Source organism: Streptomyces incarnatus, from assembly GCF_001027185.1.
Classification (GTDB): domain Bacteria; phylum Actinomycetota; class Actinomycetes; order Streptomycetales; family Streptomycetaceae; genus Streptomyces; species Streptomyces puniciscabiei.
In genome coordinates this window covers 7,250,744-7,268,781 of record NZ_CP011497.1, presented here as the reverse complement: position 1 = coordinate 7,268,781, position 18,038 = coordinate 7,250,744, and the positions used below count along the sequence as shown (strand labels likewise).

General features: G+C 71.8%; 17 protein-coding genes and 1 pseudogene. 11 read left to right on the top strand and 7 right to left on the bottom strand.

Going from position 1 to position 18,038, the window contains the following annotated elements; genetic code table 11:
- Positions 1 to 57: 57 nt before the first annotated feature.
- The 3 genes from ABB07_RS32955 to ABB07_RS32945 all read left to right on the top strand — a co-directional run bounded on the left by ABB07_RS32955 (position 58) and on the right by ABB07_RS32945 (position 4,950).
- Positions 58 to 888 (top strand): alpha/beta fold hydrolase, encoded by an 831-nt coding sequence (locus ABB07_RS32955; RefSeq protein WP_208902131.1) that lies wholly within the window; start codon positions 58 to 60, stop codon positions 886 to 888.
- Between the two features lie 713 nt (positions 889 to 1,601).
- On the top strand, positions 1,602 to 3,185 hold the full coding sequence (locus ABB07_RS32950) for an alkaline phosphatase D family protein (protein ID WP_208902130.1): 1,584 nt from the start codon (positions 1,602 to 1,604) through the stop codon (positions 3,183 to 3,185).
- A 304-nt stretch (positions 3,186 to 3,489) separates the two neighbouring features.
- Positions 3,490 to 4,950 carry a GNAT family N-acetyltransferase gene (locus tag ABB07_RS32945; protein WP_208902129.1) on the top strand — a complete coding sequence of 487 codons (1,461 nt, stop codon included), beginning with the start codon at positions 3,490 to 3,492 and terminating at the stop codon, positions 4,948 to 4,950.
- Between the two features lie 172 nt (positions 4,951 to 5,122).
- Here ABB07_RS32945 and ABB07_RS32940 read toward each other — a convergent pair whose 3' ends face one another.
- The gene (locus ABB07_RS32940) at positions 5,123 to 6,322 is read right to left on the bottom strand and encodes a trans-sulfuration enzyme family protein (protein ID WP_208902128.1); all 1,200 of its coding nucleotides are present in this window, start codon (positions 6,320 to 6,322) and stop codon (positions 5,123 to 5,125) included.
- Positions 6,323 to 6,382: 60 nt separating this feature from the next.
- Between ABB07_RS32940 and ABB07_RS32935 the strand changes: the two genes are divergently transcribed.
- Both ABB07_RS32935 and ABB07_RS32930 read left to right on the top strand, forming a co-directional pair.
- Positions 6,383 to 6,868 (top strand): Lrp/AsnC family transcriptional regulator, encoded by a 486-nt coding sequence (locus ABB07_RS32935; protein ID WP_055705616.1) that lies wholly within the window; start codon positions 6,383 to 6,385, stop codon positions 6,866 to 6,868.
- 50 nt (positions 6,869 to 6,918) lie between these two features.
- A complete protein-coding gene (locus ABB07_RS32930) occupies positions 6,919 to 8,610 on the top strand; it encodes a DUF885 domain-containing protein (RefSeq protein ID WP_208902127.1) in 1,692 nt (563 codons plus the stop codon).
- A 10-nt stretch (positions 8,611 to 8,620) separates the two neighbouring features.
- On the opposite strand, the gene ABB07_RS32925 is transcribed toward ABB07_RS32930, so the two are convergent.
- Positions 8,621 to 9,463: an SDR family oxidoreductase gene (locus tag ABB07_RS32925; protein ID WP_208902126.1), complete on the bottom strand. Its 843-nt coding sequence runs from the start codon at positions 9,461 to 9,463 to the stop codon at positions 8,621 to 8,623.
- Positions 9,464 to 9,908: 445 nt separating this feature from the next.
- Between ABB07_RS32925 and ABB07_RS32920 the strand changes: the two genes are divergently transcribed.
- The 4 genes from ABB07_RS32920 to ABB07_RS32905 all read left to right on the top strand — a co-directional run bounded on the left by ABB07_RS32920 (position 9,909) and on the right by ABB07_RS32905 (position 13,632).
- The gene (locus tag ABB07_RS32920) at positions 9,909 to 10,586 is read left to right on the top strand and encodes a hypothetical protein (protein ID WP_208902125.1); all 678 of its coding nucleotides are present in this window, start codon (positions 9,909 to 9,911) and stop codon (positions 10,584 to 10,586) included.
- A gap of 170 nt (positions 10,587 to 10,756) precedes the next feature.
- Positions 10,757 to 10,987, top strand: a complete 231-nt coding sequence (locus ABB07_RS32915; RefSeq protein WP_208902124.1) for a ferredoxin — start codon at positions 10,757 to 10,759, stop codon at positions 10,985 to 10,987.
- Positions 10,977 to 12,368 carry an NAD(P)/FAD-dependent oxidoreductase gene (locus ABB07_RS32910; RefSeq protein ID WP_208902123.1) on the top strand — a complete coding sequence of 464 codons (1,392 nt, stop codon included), beginning with the start codon at positions 10,977 to 10,979 and terminating at the stop codon, positions 12,366 to 12,368. Before ABB07_RS32915 ends, ABB07_RS32910 begins: the two co-directional genes overlap by 11 nt.
- A gap of 37 nt (positions 12,369 to 12,405) precedes the next feature.
- Positions 12,406 to 13,632 carry a cytochrome P450 gene (locus ABB07_RS32905; RefSeq protein ID WP_208902122.1) on the top strand — a complete coding sequence of 409 codons (1,227 nt, stop codon included), beginning with the start codon at positions 12,406 to 12,408 and terminating at the stop codon, positions 13,630 to 13,632.
- Positions 13,633 to 13,650: 18 nt separating this feature from the next.
- Here the strand turns inward: ABB07_RS32905 and ABB07_RS32900 are convergent, their stop codons facing one another.
- A complete protein-coding gene (locus tag ABB07_RS32900) occupies positions 13,651 to 14,166 on the bottom strand; it encodes an immunity 21 family protein (protein WP_208902121.1) in 516 nt (171 codons plus the stop codon).
- A 26-nt stretch (positions 14,167 to 14,192) separates the two neighbouring features.
- Complete coding sequence (locus ABB07_RS32895) at positions 14,193 to 14,669, bottom strand: rhodanese-like domain-containing protein (protein WP_208902120.1); 477 nt, start codon at positions 14,667 to 14,669, stop codon at positions 14,193 to 14,195.
- 94 nt (positions 14,670 to 14,763) lie between these two features.
- Between ABB07_RS32895 and ABB07_RS32890 the strand changes: the two genes are divergently transcribed.
- A complete protein-coding gene (locus tag ABB07_RS32890) occupies positions 14,764 to 15,210 on the top strand; it encodes an Lrp/AsnC family transcriptional regulator (protein ID WP_208902119.1) in 447 nt (148 codons plus the stop codon).
- Positions 15,211 to 15,215: 5 nt separating this feature from the next.
- Here the strand turns inward: ABB07_RS32890 and ABB07_RS32885 are convergent, their stop codons facing one another.
- The 3 genes and pseudogenes from ABB07_RS32885 to ABB07_RS41120 all read right to left on the bottom strand — a co-directional run.
- Positions 15,216 to 15,401 (bottom strand): hypothetical protein, encoded by a 186-nt coding sequence (locus tag ABB07_RS32885; RefSeq protein ID WP_244189589.1) that lies wholly within the window; start codon positions 15,399 to 15,401, stop codon positions 15,216 to 15,218.
- 175 nt (positions 15,402 to 15,576) lie between these two features.
- Entirely contained in the window at positions 15,577 to 16,401 is an 825-nt protein-coding gene (locus ABB07_RS32880) for an SAM-dependent methyltransferase (protein WP_208902118.1), read from the bottom strand.
- A 127-nt stretch (positions 16,402 to 16,528) separates the two neighbouring features.
- Positions 16,529 to 16,834, bottom strand: a pseudogene (locus tag ABB07_RS41120) (hypothetical protein); the annotation flags it as partial.
- A gap of 366 nt (positions 16,835 to 17,200) precedes the next feature.
- On the opposite strand from ABB07_RS41120, the gene ABB07_RS32870 reads away from it, so the two are divergent.
- A complete protein-coding gene (locus ABB07_RS32870; protein WP_208902116.1) occupies positions 17,201 to 17,806 on the top strand; it encodes a hypothetical protein in 606 nt (201 codons plus the stop codon).
- The last annotated feature ends 232 nt before the right edge of the window (positions 17,807 to 18,038 follow it).

The window sequence follows — 18,038 nt, the reverse complement described above, 5'->3', positions numbered from 1 at the left end:
AGCAATTGCTGACAAGCTGTCTACAGCGTCCGTCAGTACCCAGACGAGGAGCACCCGATGTCCGCCACCGTCTCCTTCAAGGTCCCCACTCCGCACGGCCCGAAGGACGTGGCCGTGTCCTACGCGCGCGTGGGCCGCGGCGAACCGCTGGTGCTGCTGCACGGCATCGGCCATCACCGGCAGGCCTGGGACCCGGTGGTGGACATCCTCGCCACCGAGCGCGACGTTATCGCCGTCGACCTGCCGGGCTTCGGCGCGTCCCCGGGCCTGCCCGAGGGCCTCGCCTACGACCTGCCCACCACGAACACGGTGCTCGGCACCCTGTTCGAGGCGCTCGAGCTGGACCGGCCGCACATCGCGGGCAACTCGCTGGGCGGCCTGCTCGCCCTGGAGCTCGGCCGGGAGAAGCTCGTACGGTCCGTCACGGCCCTCTCCCCGGCCGGGTTCTGGACGGAGGCCGAGCGCCGGTACGCCTTCACGGTGCTGCTCGCGATGCGGGGCATCGCCCAGCGGCTCCCGCTGCCGCTGGTGCAGCAGTTGTCGCGCAGCGCGGCCGGACGTACCGCGCTGACGAGCACCATCTACGCGCGACCCGCGCGCCGCGCCCCGGAGGCCGTGGTCGCCGAGACGCTCGCGCTGGTGGGCGCCACCGGGTTCGACGCGACGCTGCGCGCGGGCGCCGCCGTCCGCTTCACCGACGACCTGCCGGGTCTGCCGGTCACGGTGGCCTGGGGCGCCCGGGACCGGCTCCTCGTACGCCGCCAGGGCGTGCGCGCCAAGCAACTGATCCCGCACGCCCGGCTGGTACGGCTGCCCGGCTGCGGCCACTGCCCGATGAACGACGACCCGGCCCTGGTCGCGCGGGTCATCCTGGACGGCAGCCGCTGAACGCACCGACCCGGTCGGCGCCTGCGACGGACCGACCGGGCCCGGCTCGGTGAGGGGACCGGCGCCGGCCGCCGGCGACGGGCCCCGGACGCCCGGCGAGCCCTCGCCGACTCGTCTGGCGTCACCGAGGTCGCCGCCACACCGCAGGGAGCAGGTCGGACGTCACTGGCGCGTCGCCGCAGGGGGCAGCGGCCGGTTCAGGCCTGTGCCGAAGGACTTGTCCCGGCCATCGGTGTCGCGCAGACGTGCGGCGGGCGCGGGCGGTTGGGGACCGCACGCCCACGATGACCGGTCGCGGTCGCGCCGGCACCGCCGCCGGTTCTGGTCCCTCGCGTGGTGCGCCGGTGTCCCGTGCACGCGTGCGCGGGCGGCCGCCTTCCGCGACGCCGGACGCGTCCCGCACACCGCGTACCCGGTCGGCCGGCCCGCCTCGGCTCACGCCGTCTGCCCCGGACCACACGATCTGCTTCGGCTCACGCAGTACGCGCGCGTGCGCTCGGGTCACGCAGTACGCGCGCGTGCGCTCGGTTTCGTTGCGGCGGGACCCCGACGCGCCTGGTCCGCCGTACGGCAGACGGGGCATTCGGCCGCTGCATCTCCTCGGGCGGCCCTGTCCAAGCCCCGTTGTTCACTTCCGGTTTCCGCGCGCGCCGCAGCTGCCCAGTAGGTGTGGCTCTGCACACTGGCCGGATCCCGCTCCTGGAGGCGCAGCCATGTCAGACCGTCCGTTCCCCGGCCGCCGCAGCGTGCTGCGCGGCTCCCTGGCCGCGTCGGCGGCCGTCACCCTGCCCGTCGGCCTCGGCGCGGCCCCGGCGTTCGCCCGCTCCGGGCGCCCGCGGGCGAGCTGGGGCGTGCAGGCGGGCGATGTGACCACCGACTCCGGTCTGGTGTGGGTGCGTTCGGACCGGCCGGCCCGGATGATCGTGGAGACCTCGGCCACCGAGTCGTTCCGCGACCCGCGCAGATGGCACGGTCCGCTGCTGGGCTCCGGCACGGACTTCACCGGCACCACCCGGCTGCACGGCCTGCCGTCGGGCGAGCAGATCCACTACCGCGTGCTGCTCGCCGACCCGGACGACCCGCGCCGTACGGGCGAGCCGGTCACCGGCACCCTCCGTACCGCGCCCGCCCGGCGCCGCCAGGGCGTGCGGTTCGTCTGGTCCGGCGACCTGGCCGGGCAGGGCTGGGGCATCAACGAGTCCATCGGCGGCTACCGCATCTTCGACGCGATGGCGAAGGCCGACCCCGACTTCTTCCTGTGCAGCGGGGACAACATCTACGCCGACGGCCCCATCGCGGCGACGGCGACCCTGCCCGACGGCAGCCTGTACCGGAACGTCACCACCGAGGAGAAGTCGCACGTCGCGATCACCCTGGACGACTACCGAGGCAACTTCCGCTACAACCTGCTGGACTCGGCGCTGCGCCGGTTCAACGCCCAGGTGCCGAACATCATCCAGTGGGACGACCACGAGGTCCGCAACAACTGGTACCCGGGCGAGGTAATCGGCAGCGGCACGCCCTACCCGGCGGGCACGAAACTCGACGACCTGGCGCTGCGCTCCCGGCAGGCGTTCTCCGAGTACTTCCCGGTCTCGACCCTCAGCGAGCGCCCGGACGGCCGGATCTACCGGGTCGTCCACCACGGACCGCTGCTCGATGTGTTCGTGCTCGACATGCGCACCTACCGCGACGCGAACTCCCCCGACGACCAGACCACGGACCCGGTGGGCATCCTCGGCCGCGAGCAGCTGGAGTGGCTCAAGCGGGAGCTCGCCAGGTCGCGCGCGGTGTGGAAGGTGATCGCCAACGACATGCCGCTCGGTCTTGTCGTGCCCGACCCGGTCGAGGGCAAGCCGGACTTCGAGGCCGTCGCGCAGGGCGACCCGAGGGCTCCGCTGGGCCGCGAGCTGCAGATCGCCGAGCTGCTGCGGTTCATCAAGCACCGTCGGATCACCGGCACGGTGTGGCTGACGGCGGACGTCCACCACACCTCCGCCCAGCACTACGACCCGTCGCGGGCCGCGTTCAAGGACTTCGAGCCCTTCTGGGAGTTCGTGTCCGGCCCGCTCAACGCCGGTGCCTTCCCGGCCAACGCGCTGGACGGCACCTTCGGCCCGGACCGGGTGTTCGTCAAGGCACCCACCGCGTCGAACGTCTCGCCGGCCCAGGGCTACCAGTTCTTCGGCGAGGTCGACATCGACGGCGACAGCGGCGAACTGACGGTCCGGCTGCGCGAGTACGACGGCACCGTGCTGTTCACGCAGACGCTCCAGCCGGGCCGGGTCGGCCAGTAGGCACCGACGGGCCCGCCGGTCCCGTACCCTTCGTCCGTGCCGCGCACCGGCGTCATCCCACGGGGCGCGGCACGGGCAAGTCCTCTGTTGTGCGGCCCTTTTCGCAGGTCAGGCCGATTGTCAGTGGTCGCCTCTACGGTTTTCGTATGACGCGAGCACGGGATGACGACAACGCCACGATCTGGGGCCGGACGGCGCGGCGCCGGCAGGCCGTAAAAAATCCAACAAAACGGACGGAGCATGCTTTACCCATCGGTCACAATCAGTTCGTGATCACGCAACACCGTTCCTTCACAGTGGATGCATGACTCCAGAGATGTCTGATGTGACCCGGGCGAAGCACGGCCGCCCCGTGCACCACTGGCGGCGGGACGTCGTCGAGCTCGCCGCACTGTTCACCGCCGTCGCCGTGGCCGACGGGGTGGCGAACCTGGTCGGGCACGGCCCCGGCGGTCCCGCCCTGCTGGTGATCTCGGCGCTCGCGCTGGCCGCGACGGCCGGCTTCCACACCTGGTGGGCACGGCGCCACGGACACGCACCGCCGGCCGGTGATACCGGCGCCCGGCCGGCCGCCGAGGCGCGGTCGGGCGGGCCCTCCGGGCAGCCGGGCGACGGTGCGGACGGCGCCGACGACGTGGGCGAGCCCGGTGCGCTGTGGCGGATGCGGACCACGGTGAAGGACCAGCCGGGCTCGCTGGCGGCGCTGTGCACGGCACTGGCCGAGCGGCGCGTCGACATCCTGAGCCTGCAGACGCACCCGCTCGGCGACGGCACGGTGGACGAGTTCCTGCTGCGGGGTCCCGGTGCGCTGGAGGCGGCCGAGATCACCCGGGCGGTCTCGCGGGCCGGCGGGGAGTCCACCTGGATCGAGCGGGCCGACGCCCACGACCTGGTCGACGCCCCCACCCGAGTGCTCGGGCTGGCCGCGCGCACCGCGCTGGACGCCGCCGAACTGCCGTTGGCGCTGCGCCAGTTGCTGGGCCGGTGCACGATCCGGCAGCTGCCCGGGACACCGGTCGGCGGGGGCCGCGGGCCCGAGCCGGTGCCGGTCGAGGGCGTGCTGGAGGACACCGTGATGCGGCTGCCGGCGCCGGAGGGCGGAGTGCTCACCGTGGAACGGCCGTATCTGCCGTTCACCCCCACCGAGTTCGCCCGGGCCCGGGCGCTGGTGGACCTCGACAACCGGCTCGGTCCGCGGATCCCGCGCGGCCAGGACGTACTGACCCTGCCCGAGGGCAACGACATCACCGTCCGCCGGGTGGACACCGGGGACCTGGCCGCGGCCAGGGCGATGCACGAGCGGTGCTCGCCGCGCACCCTCGGCATGCGCTACCACGGCCCGGTCGGCGACGCGGACCGCTATCTGAACCACCTGCTCAGCCCCCGTTTCGGCCGGACGCTGGCGGCGCAGACCACCTCCGGCCGCATCGTCGGCCTCGGGCATCTGCTGTGGGACGGCGACGAGACCGAGGTGGCCCTGCTGATCGAGGACGACTGGCAGCAGCGCGGCATCGGCGGTGAACTGCTCGACCGGCTGGTGGCGATGGCCGTGGAGGCCGGCTGCGAGAGCGTGTACGCCGTGACGCAGGCGTCCAACACCGGCATGGTCGCCGCGATGCGCGGCCTGGGCCTGCCGCTGGACTACCAGATAGAGGAGGGCACGCTGGTCATCACGGCCCGCCTGGACCCGGCACAGGCGGCCGGCTCCGGGGCGCCGTACGACACCGGCCTGCGCCACCTCGGCGCCTCGGCGCGGCGCGACTGACGCAGGGGCACGAAGGCGCGTCCGGCCTCTCGCGGCCGGCGCCGGTCACGCACCGGCTGCGGCCCGGCGCCGGCCGCCGGGCCGCTCTCCCCCTCACCGGGCCGCCCCGTGAATCCGCCGCGCACGCGGTGTCCGGCGGTGCCGCCCCGCCGCCACCGCAGACCGCGACGGCTCAGCGCACCGCTTCCCGCAGCGGCACCGGCGTCCGGGTGGGCTCCCCCAGCGCCTGGTCCAGGTCCCGCCACAGATCGTCCACGTCCTCCAGCCCGACGGACAGCCGCAGCAACCGATCACTCACCCCCGCCCCGCGCCGGTCGTCGGCGTCGACGATGCGGTGGCTGATGGAGGCGGGGTGCTGGATGAGCGTGTCGACGCTGCCGAGGCTCACCGCCGGGGTGACGAGCCGGACCCCGGAGATGACCTCGTGCGGATCGCCGTGCACCTCGAAGGCGATCATCGCGCCGCCGATGCGCGGATAGTGGACACGGGCCACCCGCGGGTCGGCGGCGAGCCGCCGGGCCAGTTCGGCGGCGTTCGCGGAGGCGGCCCGCACCCGCACCGGCAGCGTGGACAGTCCCCGCAGCAGCAGATAGCCCGCCAGCGGATGCAGCACGCCACCGGTGGCGAACCGTATCTGCCGCAGCCGGCCCGCGAACTCCTCGTCGCAGGCGACCACACCGGCCAGCACATCGCCGTGGCCGCCGAGGTACTTGGTGGCGCTGTGCAGCACCAGGCGCGCACCGTGCTCGGCCGGGCGCTGGAGCACGGGCGTGGCGAAGGTGTTGTCGGCGAGCAGCGGGACCGAACCGCAGGCGTGCGCCACGGCCCGCAGATCGAGTTCGGCCAGGGTGGGGTTGGCCGGGGACTCGACCATCACCAGGCCGGTGTCCGGGCGCAGCGCGTCGGTGATGCCGGCCGGGTCCGTCCAGGTGACCTCGGTGCCGAGCAGCCCGGCGGTGAGCAGGTGGTCGCTGCAGCCGTACAGGGGCCGTACCGCGACCACGTGCCGCAGGCCCGTGGCGGCGCGGGCCAGCAGGACCGCGCTGAGCGCCGCCATCCCGCTGGCGAAGGCGACCGCGGACTCGGTGCCCTCCAGGCGGGCCAGGGCGGTTTCGAAACGGGCGACGGTCGGGTTGCCGAGACGGCCGTAGACGGGCGGTCCGACCGGGTCGGCGCCGTCGGTGGCGAAGGCGTCGATGCGGGCGGCCTCACCGCGGCTGTCGTACGAGGGGTAGGTGGTCGACAGGTCGATCGGCGGGGCGTGCAGGCCCTGGCGGGCGAGGTCGTCGCGGCCGGCGTGCACGGCTTCCGTGGCCAGGGCTCTCGATGCGGTGCGTACGCCGTCGTAGGCACCGGTGCTCGCTGTGTCCATGGGCGGAAGGGTGAACAGGCAACGGTTCCCCGGAATCGAACACCGTGCTACGTTCGGCCAATGGCCGAATCTGTCGTACTGGATCCGGTGGATCTCCATCTGCTGCGGCTGCTGCAGAACGACGCCCGGACCACCTACCGCGACCTCGCAGCTCAGGTGGGCGTGGCGCCGTCGACCTGCCTGGACCGGGTGACCCGGCTGCGCCGCTCCGGCGTGATCCTCGGCCACCGGCTGGAGCTGGATCCGGCCAAGATCGGCCGCGGACTCCAGGCGCTGCTGTCCGTGCAGGTACGGCCGCACCGCCGGGAGCTGGTCGGACCGTTCGTGGAGCGGATCCGGGCGCTGCCGGAGGCGCGGACGGTCTTCCATCTGACCGGGCCGGACGACTATCTGGTGCATGTGGCCGTCGCGGACATGGCCGATCTGCAGCGGCTGGTGCTCGACGAGTTCACCGCGCGGCGCGAGGTGGCCCGGGTGGAGACCCGCTTGATCTTCCAGCAGTGGGAGTGCGGACCGCTGCTGCCGCCCGGCCACGCCCAGAGCTGAATCCGGAAACGTGGGTGACGCACTGATCCTTCTCGTACGAGGATGGGCGCATGTCTGAGACCAAGAGCCCGCTGCCCCGCCAGGTGGCAGACGCGTACGTGGACGACCTCATCGCCCTCGACCCGGTCACCGGTACCTACCTCGGGGTGAAGGAGAGTTCGAGCCGGCTGCCCGACTACTCGCCCGCGGGCCAGGCGGCCCTGGCGGAGCTGGCGCGCAACACGCTCGCGAAGCTGGACGAGGCGGAGCGGCAGCCCGGGGCGGACAGTGACGCGGAGCGGCGCTGCGGGCGGCTGCTGCGGGAGCGGCTGACCGCCGAACTCGCCGTGCACGACGCCGACGAGCACCTGCGCGCGGTCGGCAACATGGCCACGCCGGGCCACTCGGTGCGGGACGTCTTCACGGTCACCCCGTCGCAGACGGACGAGGACTGGTCGGCGATCGCCGAGCGGCTGCGCGCGGTGCCGGACGCGCTCGCGGGCTACCGTGAGTCGCTTCAACTCGGCCTGGACCGCAAGTTGTTCGCGGCGCCCCGGCCGACGGCGACGTACATCGATCAGCTCACCGAGTGGACGGACACGGACGGCAAGGGCCGTGGCTGGTACGAGGACTTCGCCGCCGCCGGGCCCCAGGCGCTGCGCGCGGAGCTGGACGAGGCGGCCCGCGCGGCGACCGGTGCCCTGGTGGAGCTGCGGGACTGGCTGCGGGACGTGTACGCGCCGGCCATCGAGGGCGCCCCGAACACGGTGGGCCGCGAGCGGTACGCGCGCTGGTCCCGCTACTTCAACGGCACCGACCTGGACCTGGACGAGGCGTACGCGTACGGCTGGTCGGAGTTCCACCGGATCCTCGGCGAGATGCGGCTGGAGGCGGAGAGGATCCTGCCCGGCGCCGAGACGCCCTGGGTGGTGCTCGCGCACCTCGATGAGCACGGCCGGCACATCGAGGGCGTGGAGGAGGTGCGGGAGTGGCTGCAGGGCCTGATGGACAAGGCCATCGAGGACCTGGACGGCACGCACTTCGAACTCGCCGAGCGGGTGCGGAAGGTGGAGTCGCGCATCGCCCCGCCCGGCGGTGCGGCGGCCCCCTACTACACGCCTCCGTCGGAGGACTTCTCCCGCCCCGGCCGCACCTGGCTGCCGACCATGGGACAGACCCGCTTCCCGGTCTACGACCTGGTCTCGACCTGGTACCACGAGGGCGTGCCCGGGCATCACCTCCAGCTCGCGCAGTGGGTGCACGTGGCCGAGAGCCTCTCCCGCTACCAGGCGACGATCGGCGGGGTCAGCGCCAACGCCGAGGGCTGGGCGCTGTACGCGGAGCGGCTGATGGACGAGCTGGGCTACCTCACCGATCCCGAGGAGCGGCTCGGCTACCTGGACGCGCAGATGATGCGGGCGGCCCGGGTGATCGTGGACATCGGCATGCACCTGGAGCTGGAGATCCCCGCCGACTCGCCGTTCCACCCCGGTGAGCGGTGGACGCCGGAGCTGGCGCAGGAGTTCTTCGGCTCGCACAGCAGCCGGCCGGCGGACTTCGTGGAGAGCGAGCTGACCCGGTATCTGACGATTCCGGGGCAGGCGATCGGCTACAAGCTCGGTGAGCGGGCGTGGCTGCTGGGCCGCGAGAAGGCGCGCGAGCGGCACGGCGACGCGTTCGACCTGAAGGCCTGGCACATGGCGGCGCTGTCGCAGGGTTCGCTGGGCCTGGACGACCTGGTGGACGAGCTGTCCCGGCTCTGACGGTCCCGCGTCAACGCCGGAAGCCTCCTTCCGAGTTGATGACCTCCCCGGTGATCCAGCCGGCCTCGTCGGTGGCCAGCCACGCGATGAGGCGGGCCGGGTCGTCGGGGAGGCCCCAGCGTCCGCCGGGGAAGCGGGCGGCGACGGACGCGTGGAGGTCTGCCCCTGCGTAACCGGTGTCCACCGGGCCCGGGTTGACCGCGTTCACGGTGATGCCCTGCTCGGCGAGCGGGCCGGCCAGGGAGCGGGTGATCGAGGCGAGGGCGCCCTTCTGGAGCGCGTAGGCGATCTCGCCCGGCATGCCGCCGCCGAGGTCCTGTCCGGAGGTCATCAGCACCACCCGCCCGCCGGGAGCACCGTCGCTCAGCCGCGCGCGCGAGCGGGCGTGGGCCTGGACGAGTAGCAGGACCGAGCGGGTGTCGACCGCCCAGTGCGCGTCGAGCATCGCCGCGTCGATCTCGTCCAGGGTGCCGTCCGAGCCGCTGAGGGCGTGGTTGGCGACGAGGATGTCCAGACGCCCGAACTCCCGGACGACGGTGTCGACCAGCCGGGCCGGTTCCGCCGGGTCGGCGAGGTCACCCGGTCCGGTGACGACGCGGGCCCCGGGGTCGCCGAGCGCCGCACGCACGGACCCGGCCACGGCCTCGGGACGGTCCGCGCCCCACGGCATGGCGGCGTCGTGCGGCACATGATGATGCACGTACACACTCGCCCCGTACGCCGCCAGCCGCCGCGCCACCGCATGCCCGATCCCGGCCCGCCGGCTCGCCCCGGTCACCAGGGCGGTACGACCACGCAGGGGCAGCGGGTCGCGCCGCAGGTCTTCCGGGGCGGGGAGCTTGTTCACGGACATGGCGGCTCACTTTAGGGCGCGGGGACAACCGGCGCGAGCGGATTAGGGGCGGGGTCGGGGCACCTGGGCCGGCAGCGCATGGTGGGGGGTGCGCGGATGTGGCGGCGGGCGTCGGACGCGCAGCCGATCGGAGACCGGGCGGGGAATCACCGGGGTCGGGTCGAGGCGCGCATCCCTGACCTCGCCCCCGGCGTGCCTGCCCTTGCGCCCCCGCGACGCGTCTGTCCTCGGGCGCGGCTCCCCGACGCGTCCGACGACCAGCCACGACGCCACCCCACCACCGGCGCTGCCGGCGAGGCCGACCGCAGCCGCCGTAGGCCCGCGTGGCCGTGGTCATGGGCAGCCCGTACCGCACATCGATCGGCCGTCCGGCCGTCCCCGGTGGCAGGGCTGGGCGGGTGGGGGCTGGCTGGTGAGGGAGGCGATGCGGAGGAGGTGGGGCGGTATGCGGCGGAAGAGGTCGGCGCAGCAGGCGCTCCGTACGCCGCAGGCCGCCGGGCTGGCCGGAGTCCTGTTCGCGCTGCTGCTGGCAGCGGCGGTCGTCCTCGTCCGGCTGGGGGTGCCGCAGGGAGCCGGCGCGGTCACCGCCCAGGGATTCACGAACTCCGTGCGGCGCGGGGCGCTGCGGACGGCCCTCGCGCTCGTGCCGTTCGCCGGCATCTTCTTCCTGTGGTTCATGGGCGCGATCCGGGCGCATGTCGGCGCGGCCGAGGACAGGTTCCTGGCCACCGTGTTCCTGGGCAGCGGCCTGGTCTTCACGGCCACGATGTTCGCCGCCGCCGCGGCGGCCGGTGCCGTGCTCTCGGTCGGCCACCCGGCCGGCACGGCGCCGTCGGCCGCGTACTGGGACTTCGGCCGCCACTTCGCGTACACGATGATGGTGGAGTACGCGATGCGGATGGCGGCCGTCTTCGTGTCCGCCGTGTCGGCGATCGGCCACCGTCTCGGGGTCCTGCCCCGCCGGCTCACCGCCCTGGGCGGTCTCACCGCCCTGACGCTGCTGTTCGTCTCGAGCAACGTGCCGTGGTCGGAGCTGGTCTTCCCCGCCTGGTCGCTGGTGCTCGGCCTGTACATCCTCCTGGCCGGCGGCCGGCCGCGCCCACGTCCCGCGGCTCGGGCGTGACGGACCGGGGGGGGCGCGCCCGGCGTGGCCACCGCCCGGACGGATTGCCCGACGGGCGATCTCGCCGCACCGCACTCATGCTGGCAGACGGGACATGACCGCCGTCCGGGGAATGCCGCGCGAAACGGCCGGCGCGCACCGGACCTGGCCACCGGAAGGGCGGAGCGCCGATGCGGCTCGTCGTCGATCTCAACAAATGTCAGGGCTACGCCCAGTGCGCGTTCCTCGCGCCCGACGTCTTCGCCATGCACGGCGACGAGGCGTTGATCTACAACCCGCACGCGCCGGAGGAGCAGCGGGAAAGGCTGGCCCGCGCCGTCGCCGCCTGCCCGGTGCAGGCGATCACCGCGGACGGGCTGGACGGCACGGAGGGCGCTGAGGAGGCGTCGGATGCCCGCTGACTACGTCGACTGGCTCAGGCGCGAAGGCCGGATCGTGATCGTCGGTGCCTCGCTGGCGGGCCTGCGGGCCGCCGAGACGCTGCGCGCCGAGGGCTTCGCGGGTGAGCTGACCCTGATCGGCGACGAGCCGTACGAGCCGTACGACCGGCCGCCGCTGTCCAAGTCGGTCCTGCTGGGCAAGGCGTCCCCGCACCGCACCGAGCTGCCGCACCGGCGGCAGATCGACGCCAAGTGGCGGCTCGGCGTCGCGGCCACCGGTCTGGATCTGACCGCCAAACGGGTCCGGCTGGCCGACGGTGACGAGGTGGAGTACGACCGGCTGCTGATCGCGACCGGTGTGCGCGCCCGGCCCTGGCCGAAGGAGGACGAGGCCCGGCTGGACGGCGTCTGCCTGCTGCGGACCCGGGACGACGCGGCCGATCTGTACCGGCGGCTCAAGGCGGGGCCGCGCCGGGTGTTCATCATCGGCGCGGGCTTCGCCGGTTCGGAGGTGGCGTCCGCCTGCCGGGAGATGGGGCTGCCCGTCACCGTGGCGGAGCGCGCCGGGGCGCCGCTCGTGGGCGCGCTCGGCGGGGTGATCGGCGCGGTCGCCGCCGACCTGCAGACCGAGAACGGCGTGGACCTGCGTACCCACGTCACGGTGACCTCCCTGGAGGGAGATCCGGTCGGCCGGGTACGGGCCGTCCATCTGTCCGACGGGAGCGTCGTCGAGGCGGACGTGGTGGTGGTGTCGCTGGGCTCGCTGCGCAACACCGACTGGCTGACCGGGTCGGGGCTGGGCGCCGGGCCCCGCGGCATCGCCTGCGACGCGGGCTGCCGCGCCTTCGACTTCCGGGGCATCGTCACCGACCACGTCTTCGTGGCGGGTGACGTCGCACGCTCGCCGCACGCGCTGTTCGGGTACCAGTTCCTGTCGCTGGAACACTGGGGCAACGCGGTCGCGCAGGCGGAGACGGCCGCGCACAACATGATCTGCCACGGCGCCGAGCGGCGGCCGCACCTGTGGCTGCCCGCCTTCTGGTCGTCGATGTTCGGCGTGAACATCAAGTCGGTCGGCGTGCCGCCCATGGGCGAGCAGCTCATGATCACGCAGGGTTCGCTGGCCGAACGCCGGTTCGTCGGCGTGTACGGCTACCAGGGCCGCGTCATCGCCGCGGTGACCTTCGACAACACCCGGTGGCTGGAGTTCTACGCACGGCAGATCGAGCGCGGGGCGCCGTTCCCGGTGGAGTACCCGACGGTGGACCGGCGTCCCGAGGGCCGCCAGCCGGTGGACGCCGACTTCCCCGACCCGTCCCTGCCGACCCACGGCCCCATGGTCACCCTCAGTGGCTACTCACCGGCCGACCAGCAGCTGCTCTTCCACCCCGCCCGCCACTGACCGCCGCCGCCCGGGCCCGACGTTCCAAGGACCTGTCATGCCGCACGCCTCCATGTTGCGCCAGATCACCGACTTCGCGAACCGCGCCAACCCGTACCCGATCTATGAGGAACTCCGTAAGACACCGGTGCTCCACGAGGAGGACGGTCCTTACATCATCAGCTCGTACTACGACATCGAGGCGCTGCTGCACGACCCGCGGATCAGCTCCGACGCGGCCAATCTCGCCGCCGCCGGGGACGACGAGCTGTCCGGGCCGGAGGCGACGGGGCTGCCGCCCAGCTTCATCCGGCTCGACCCGCCGGAGCACGACCGGCTGCGGAGGATCGCCAACAGCTCCTTCGGGCCACCGCACCGGCCGCGCCGGATCGAGAACATGCGGGGCGAGCTGGGTGAGATCGTCACCGGACTGATCGACGGCTTCGGGGACGCGCGGCAGATCGACCTGGTCGACCAGTTCGCCTACCCCTTCCCGGTGACCGTGATCTGCCGGCTGCTCGGGGTGCCGCGCGAGGACGAGCCCCGCTTCCGTGCCTGGGTCGACCCGATCGTGGCCGGCCTCGACCCCGACACCCGCACGAGCGCGGAGTCCGAGCGGGCCGCGCAGGAGGCACGGCTGCAGCTCGGCCTGTACCTGAACGGGCTGGTGGAGCAGCGCGCCCGGGAACCTCGCGACGACATGCTGTCCGACCTGGTGAACAGCAAGGGCCCGGACGGCGCCATGACGACGATGGAGGTCCTCAGCACGGCGGTGCTGCTGCTCATCGCCGGCCATGAGACGACCGTCAACCTCATCACCAACGGCATGCTCACCCTGCTGCGCCACCCGGAGATCCTGCGGCGCTTGCGTGACGATCCCGGTCTGTCGGTCAGGATCGTGGAGGAACTGCTGCGTTACGAGCCGCCTGTGCAGCTCGTGCCGCAGCGCACCTGCATCGCCGACATCGAGGTGCGCGGCGTGACGATTCCCAAGGGCTCGCGGATCTGGCTCGTGCTCGCCGCGGGCAACCGGGACCCGGAGCGGTTCACGGACCCCGACCGGTTCGACCCGGACCGCCAGGACATCCAGCACCTCGGCTTCGGCAGCGGCATCCACAGCTGCTTCGGCGCCCCGCTGGCCCGTCTCGAGGCCCAGATCGCCCTGTCCGAGTTGGCCCGGCGGCTGGAGAACCCCCGGCTGGTCGAGGACCCGCCGCCGTACCGGCAGAACGCGGTGCTGCGCGGCCCCAGGCACCTCGAGATCGCGTTCGACGGCCTCGGTTGACGGTCGCCGGCGGTCCGGTCAGTGGCCGAGCCGGCGGAGCTGCACCAGGCCGAGCCAGGTCTCCGGACCGGGCTGGACGTACGCGGAGCGCACCGAGTACGTGCCGGGTTCCAGCGGCACCCGGAGGTGCTCGCTGCGCCCGGCCGCCTGCCCCGGCCAGGCGGAGTCGAACAGCAGCACCGGGCCGGGCACCCGCCAGTGCACCTCGCTCCCCCACACCGCCGTATCCAGGGCGAAAGAGACACCGGCGAGGAGCTCCGTCTCGGAGTTCGCGGCGGACCACCGTACGAAGGTGGCGGTGTCCGGCAGGTACGAGGTGGCGGCGGGTTCGTCGCCGAACACCAGGGCCGCGCTGTCGCCGACGGGCAGCAGGCCGATGTGTCCGTCGACCTCGCACGCCCGGTCGTAGTCCGTGTCGAGTTCCTCGCTGTCGGCGCCCGCCCAGAACGGCAGCACCGTCTCCGGGACGGCTATCAGCGGGCCGCCGCCCGATTCCACCCACTCCAGCACGCCTGGATCCGCGTATCGAGCCATGGGCAGAGAACCTACACGGGTGCCGGTCAGCAGCCGCACTCGCCTTCGACGGGGGCGGTCAGCGGGTCGGCGTCGCGTCGTCCGCTCCCCTGCCAGGTCTCGTAGGCGAAGCCCTCGCGCGCCCAGTACTCGAAGCCGCCGAGCATCTCCTTGACCCGGTAGCCGAGTTCGGCGAGGGCGAGGGCGGCGCGGGTGGCGCCGTTGCAGCCCGGGCCCCAGCAGTACGTCACCACCGGCACGGACCTGTCCAGAAGGTGTTCGGCCTGCTCGGGGATGAGCGCGGTGGGCAGGTGGACGGCGCCGGGGATGTGTCCCTGGTCCCAGGACTCGGTCGAGCGGGAGTCCACGACGACGAAGCCGGGGTCGCCGCCGGCCGAGAGCGCGGCGGCCACGTCGGAGACGTCGGCGTGGAAGGCCAGGCTCGCCCGGAAGTAGGCCGCCGCCTCGGCGGGAGCGGCGGGGGCGACCCACAGGACGGGGTTCTCGGAGGTCTTGGTGATCATGACTGGAAATCTACGGTCCGGAGCCCGTCTCATGAAGGGGGAATCCACGGCACTCCCCTTGTCCACGCCGGGATTTCCCTGCTATCCATCCGGGATGACCGCGTATTCCCCGGACGCCACCGACTGGCGCATACTCGAAGTCCTCCAGCGGGAGGGGCGCGCCAGCTACGCCGAGTTGGCGCGGGCCGTCTCCATGTCGCCGAGTGCCGTCACCGAACGGGTCCGCCGGCTGGAGGAGGCGGGCGTGATCCAGGGGTACGCCGCGGTCGTGGACCCCGAGCGGCTCGGGCTGCCGATCCTGGCCTTCGTACGGCTGCGCTATCCCAACGGCAACTACAAGCCGTTCCACGACCTGGTGGGCGCGACCCCCGAGATCCTGGAGGCGCACCACGTGACCGGCGACGACTGCTTCGTCATCAAGGTCGCCACCCGGTCCATGGCACACCTGGAGGAGGTCTCCGGCAAGATCGGCGCGCTCGGCTCGGTGACCACCAGCGTGGTGTACTCCTCGCCCCTGCCCCGGCGCGCCCTGGGCCACTGACCCGGTCAGACACCGCGCTGCCGCGACGCCGACCCTGATCTGCTCCCCAGGACCTCCAGCTGCGCATGGATGCGGCGCCGCAGGTCGGGCACATGGCTGACGATGCCGACGCTGCGGTCGCGTGCGCGCAGGGAGTCCAGGAACATGGTGTAGTTCGAGTCGGTGACGAGTTGCCCGGAGACGTGTGCCACGCCTTTGCTGCGGTCAGCCTGGTCCCGCAGCTCCTGTGCTGCTTCCTTGGCTTGGTTCTGAGTGAGGAAGCCGCCCTTGCGAGGGCGTCTGCGCTCTTGGGTTCGGTGCACTTGCAGGTGCTGCCGTCGAACACGTGGGATCCGGATCCCCCTGAATGCGCGGGGCCATGACGCCCTACGGCTTCTTGGCCACGCCGCAGAACTGAGGCACATCGATGATCTCGGCCTGCCGTTGGGTCGGGCGCCAGCGCGAACACGTGACGACACCAGGTTCGAGCAGGTGCACTCCGTCGAAGAACCGCAGCAGCTCCTCGCGGGTCCGCAGGGTCATCGGCGCTGAACCTTGGCTGTTCCAGTGGCGCACCGCTTCCGTCATCGCCTCGCCGTCCACTTCAGTGGTGGGATGGGAGATCACCAGGTAGCTGCCGGAGGGTACGGCATCCAGGAGTCGGCGGACGACGGCCTGGGCCTCGCCGGTGTCGATGATGAAGTTGAGGACGCCGAGCAGCGTGAGGGCGACCGGTCGGCTGAAGTCCAGAGTTCGGGCGGCACACTCCACAATGGTGTCCGGGTCGTGCACGTCGGCATCGACGTAGTCCGTGGCTCCTTCGGCGGTGCTCGTGAGCAGCGCGTGGGCGTGACTGAGCACGATGGGGTCGTTGTCCACGTACACGATCCGGCAGGTCGGATCGACTCGTTGAGCGACCTCGTGGGTGTTGTCCACGGTGGGCAGTCCGGTGCCGATGTCCAGGAACTGCCGGATGCCCTCCTTGCCGGCGAGGTGCTCCACGGCCCGGGTGAGGAACTGTCGGTCGGCCACGGCCGAGCGGGGGAGGCCCGGTACGAACGCAAGTATCTGATCGCCGACTTCCTGGTCGATGGGGTAGTTGTCCTTGCCGCCCAGCCAGTAGTTCCAGACCCGAGCGGAGTGCGACACATCGGTGCGGAGCCGTGCAATCCGCGCGGCGCCCTCGTCGCGGGGAAGCGAAGCATCTGACATACCTGAGCTCTCCTCACGGTTCATCATGTGATCAGTATCGAGCCCAACCTAGACGCCTTCCGCCCCGTCGACATCCGCTTCATCAACAGCGGGCACGAACAGCCGGCGGCACCGAAGTGAGCACGAATCAAGGAGAGTTCGGCAAGCGGTCACCTCGTCGGTCTGGTGACCTTCGTCCGCGTGGCCCGGTTCGTTCGTCCACCACGGCCGCAGGGAGTCTCTCCGTCTCCTCTTGCGGTCTCATGAGGTTCAGGTCCTCGCCCCATGCATCCAGTACCTCGTTGTGTCCGGCCTCTCGGGCGGCAGCCTCGACCAGGGCGAACAGGTGCCGCTGCAGGGACGGGTCGCCTGTTGCCGAGATGTGGTCCACGGCGCGGAGCAACACGTCGGTGTCCCAGCCCGGCAGTGGGTGTCGGGCGAGCTCCCACTCCAGACCGACCCCGCAACCGCAGAGCGCGTCGGTGCTGCGCGCGAGCAGAAGGTGGCAGAGTTGACGAACGGCACGGTGCCGTCGGGTGCGCCGGGCAAGCCGGGACTGAAGGTGACCAAACCGGGTGCCGGCACCACGGACGTCGACGTGATCGGCGGAGATGGCTCATACATCGCTGTCGGTGGCCCGGCGAAGGCCAGGAACCTTGCCAAGTTTGGGGAGAAATGCCACATCTTGAAGTATGCGGCTGAGCAGCAGGGCGTCCGGGCCCAGGTGTACCTCGAAGAAGGGACGCCGGAGTCAGCGTTGAGCCTCGCCAGGAAGATCCTCGGCGAAGGCAATGTTCACACATTCACGAGATGAGTTGCAGTGAGTGACGGATTCTTCCATTGGTACCGCTCAGGGTGGGTCCCGGCAGATGCCGAGCGAATCGTGCAGGATCTCGATGCGCAAGGCCTGAGACTCCACAACCCCACCACGGGCCTGATCACGCAGATCGCCAGCGGGCCCGCATCCTGGGGCGAGCAGATGCCGGTTTCGCGTGATCAGCTCATGTCGAACGCAGCTCTGACGAATACCGGAGAAGTGAACTTTCAACTGTGGCTGAGCGGTGACACAGACGTGTTCACACGTATTCGTCGCCTGAACGGCGGCGTGACGGTTGCCGAATTCGGCCTTGACGGGCTCTCGCTCGAGGAGCAAGAACATGCCATTCGCGCAATCTCGAGACAGATTCGCGCGGATCTCACACGGTGCATCGGCTTTGTCTTGGACCGGCAAGGCACAACAGAGGATGTCGATTGGGATGCCGTCATCGTGCATGGCACCAATCACTTGGACAGCTGGCCCGATACGCTTGCTGTACGTCCTGACATTTCTGTAAGGCATCCGCAACTGACGGCCGCGAAGCGAACGGAAATGCCGCCGCTCATCCTGATCGGCGAAATACTCCCGGTCGATGGACCAGAGCTGTGACGCCTGATGGGATAGGCCGCCGATGTCACGCTGTACGTGCAGCAGGGTTGGCGTGGCCTGGAAAGTCAGGGGAGCCACCGAAGCCGCGTTCGCGCGAGGCATCGAAACCGACTCGCGGGTACCCGCCTCCGGAGGGGTGGATCGGATCGTTGGGGAACTGAGACGGCACCTGCTGGTCGTCGTGGGCGAGTAGAGCCCGCCCTGCGGTCTGCCGACCCACGCCGGCCTGCAC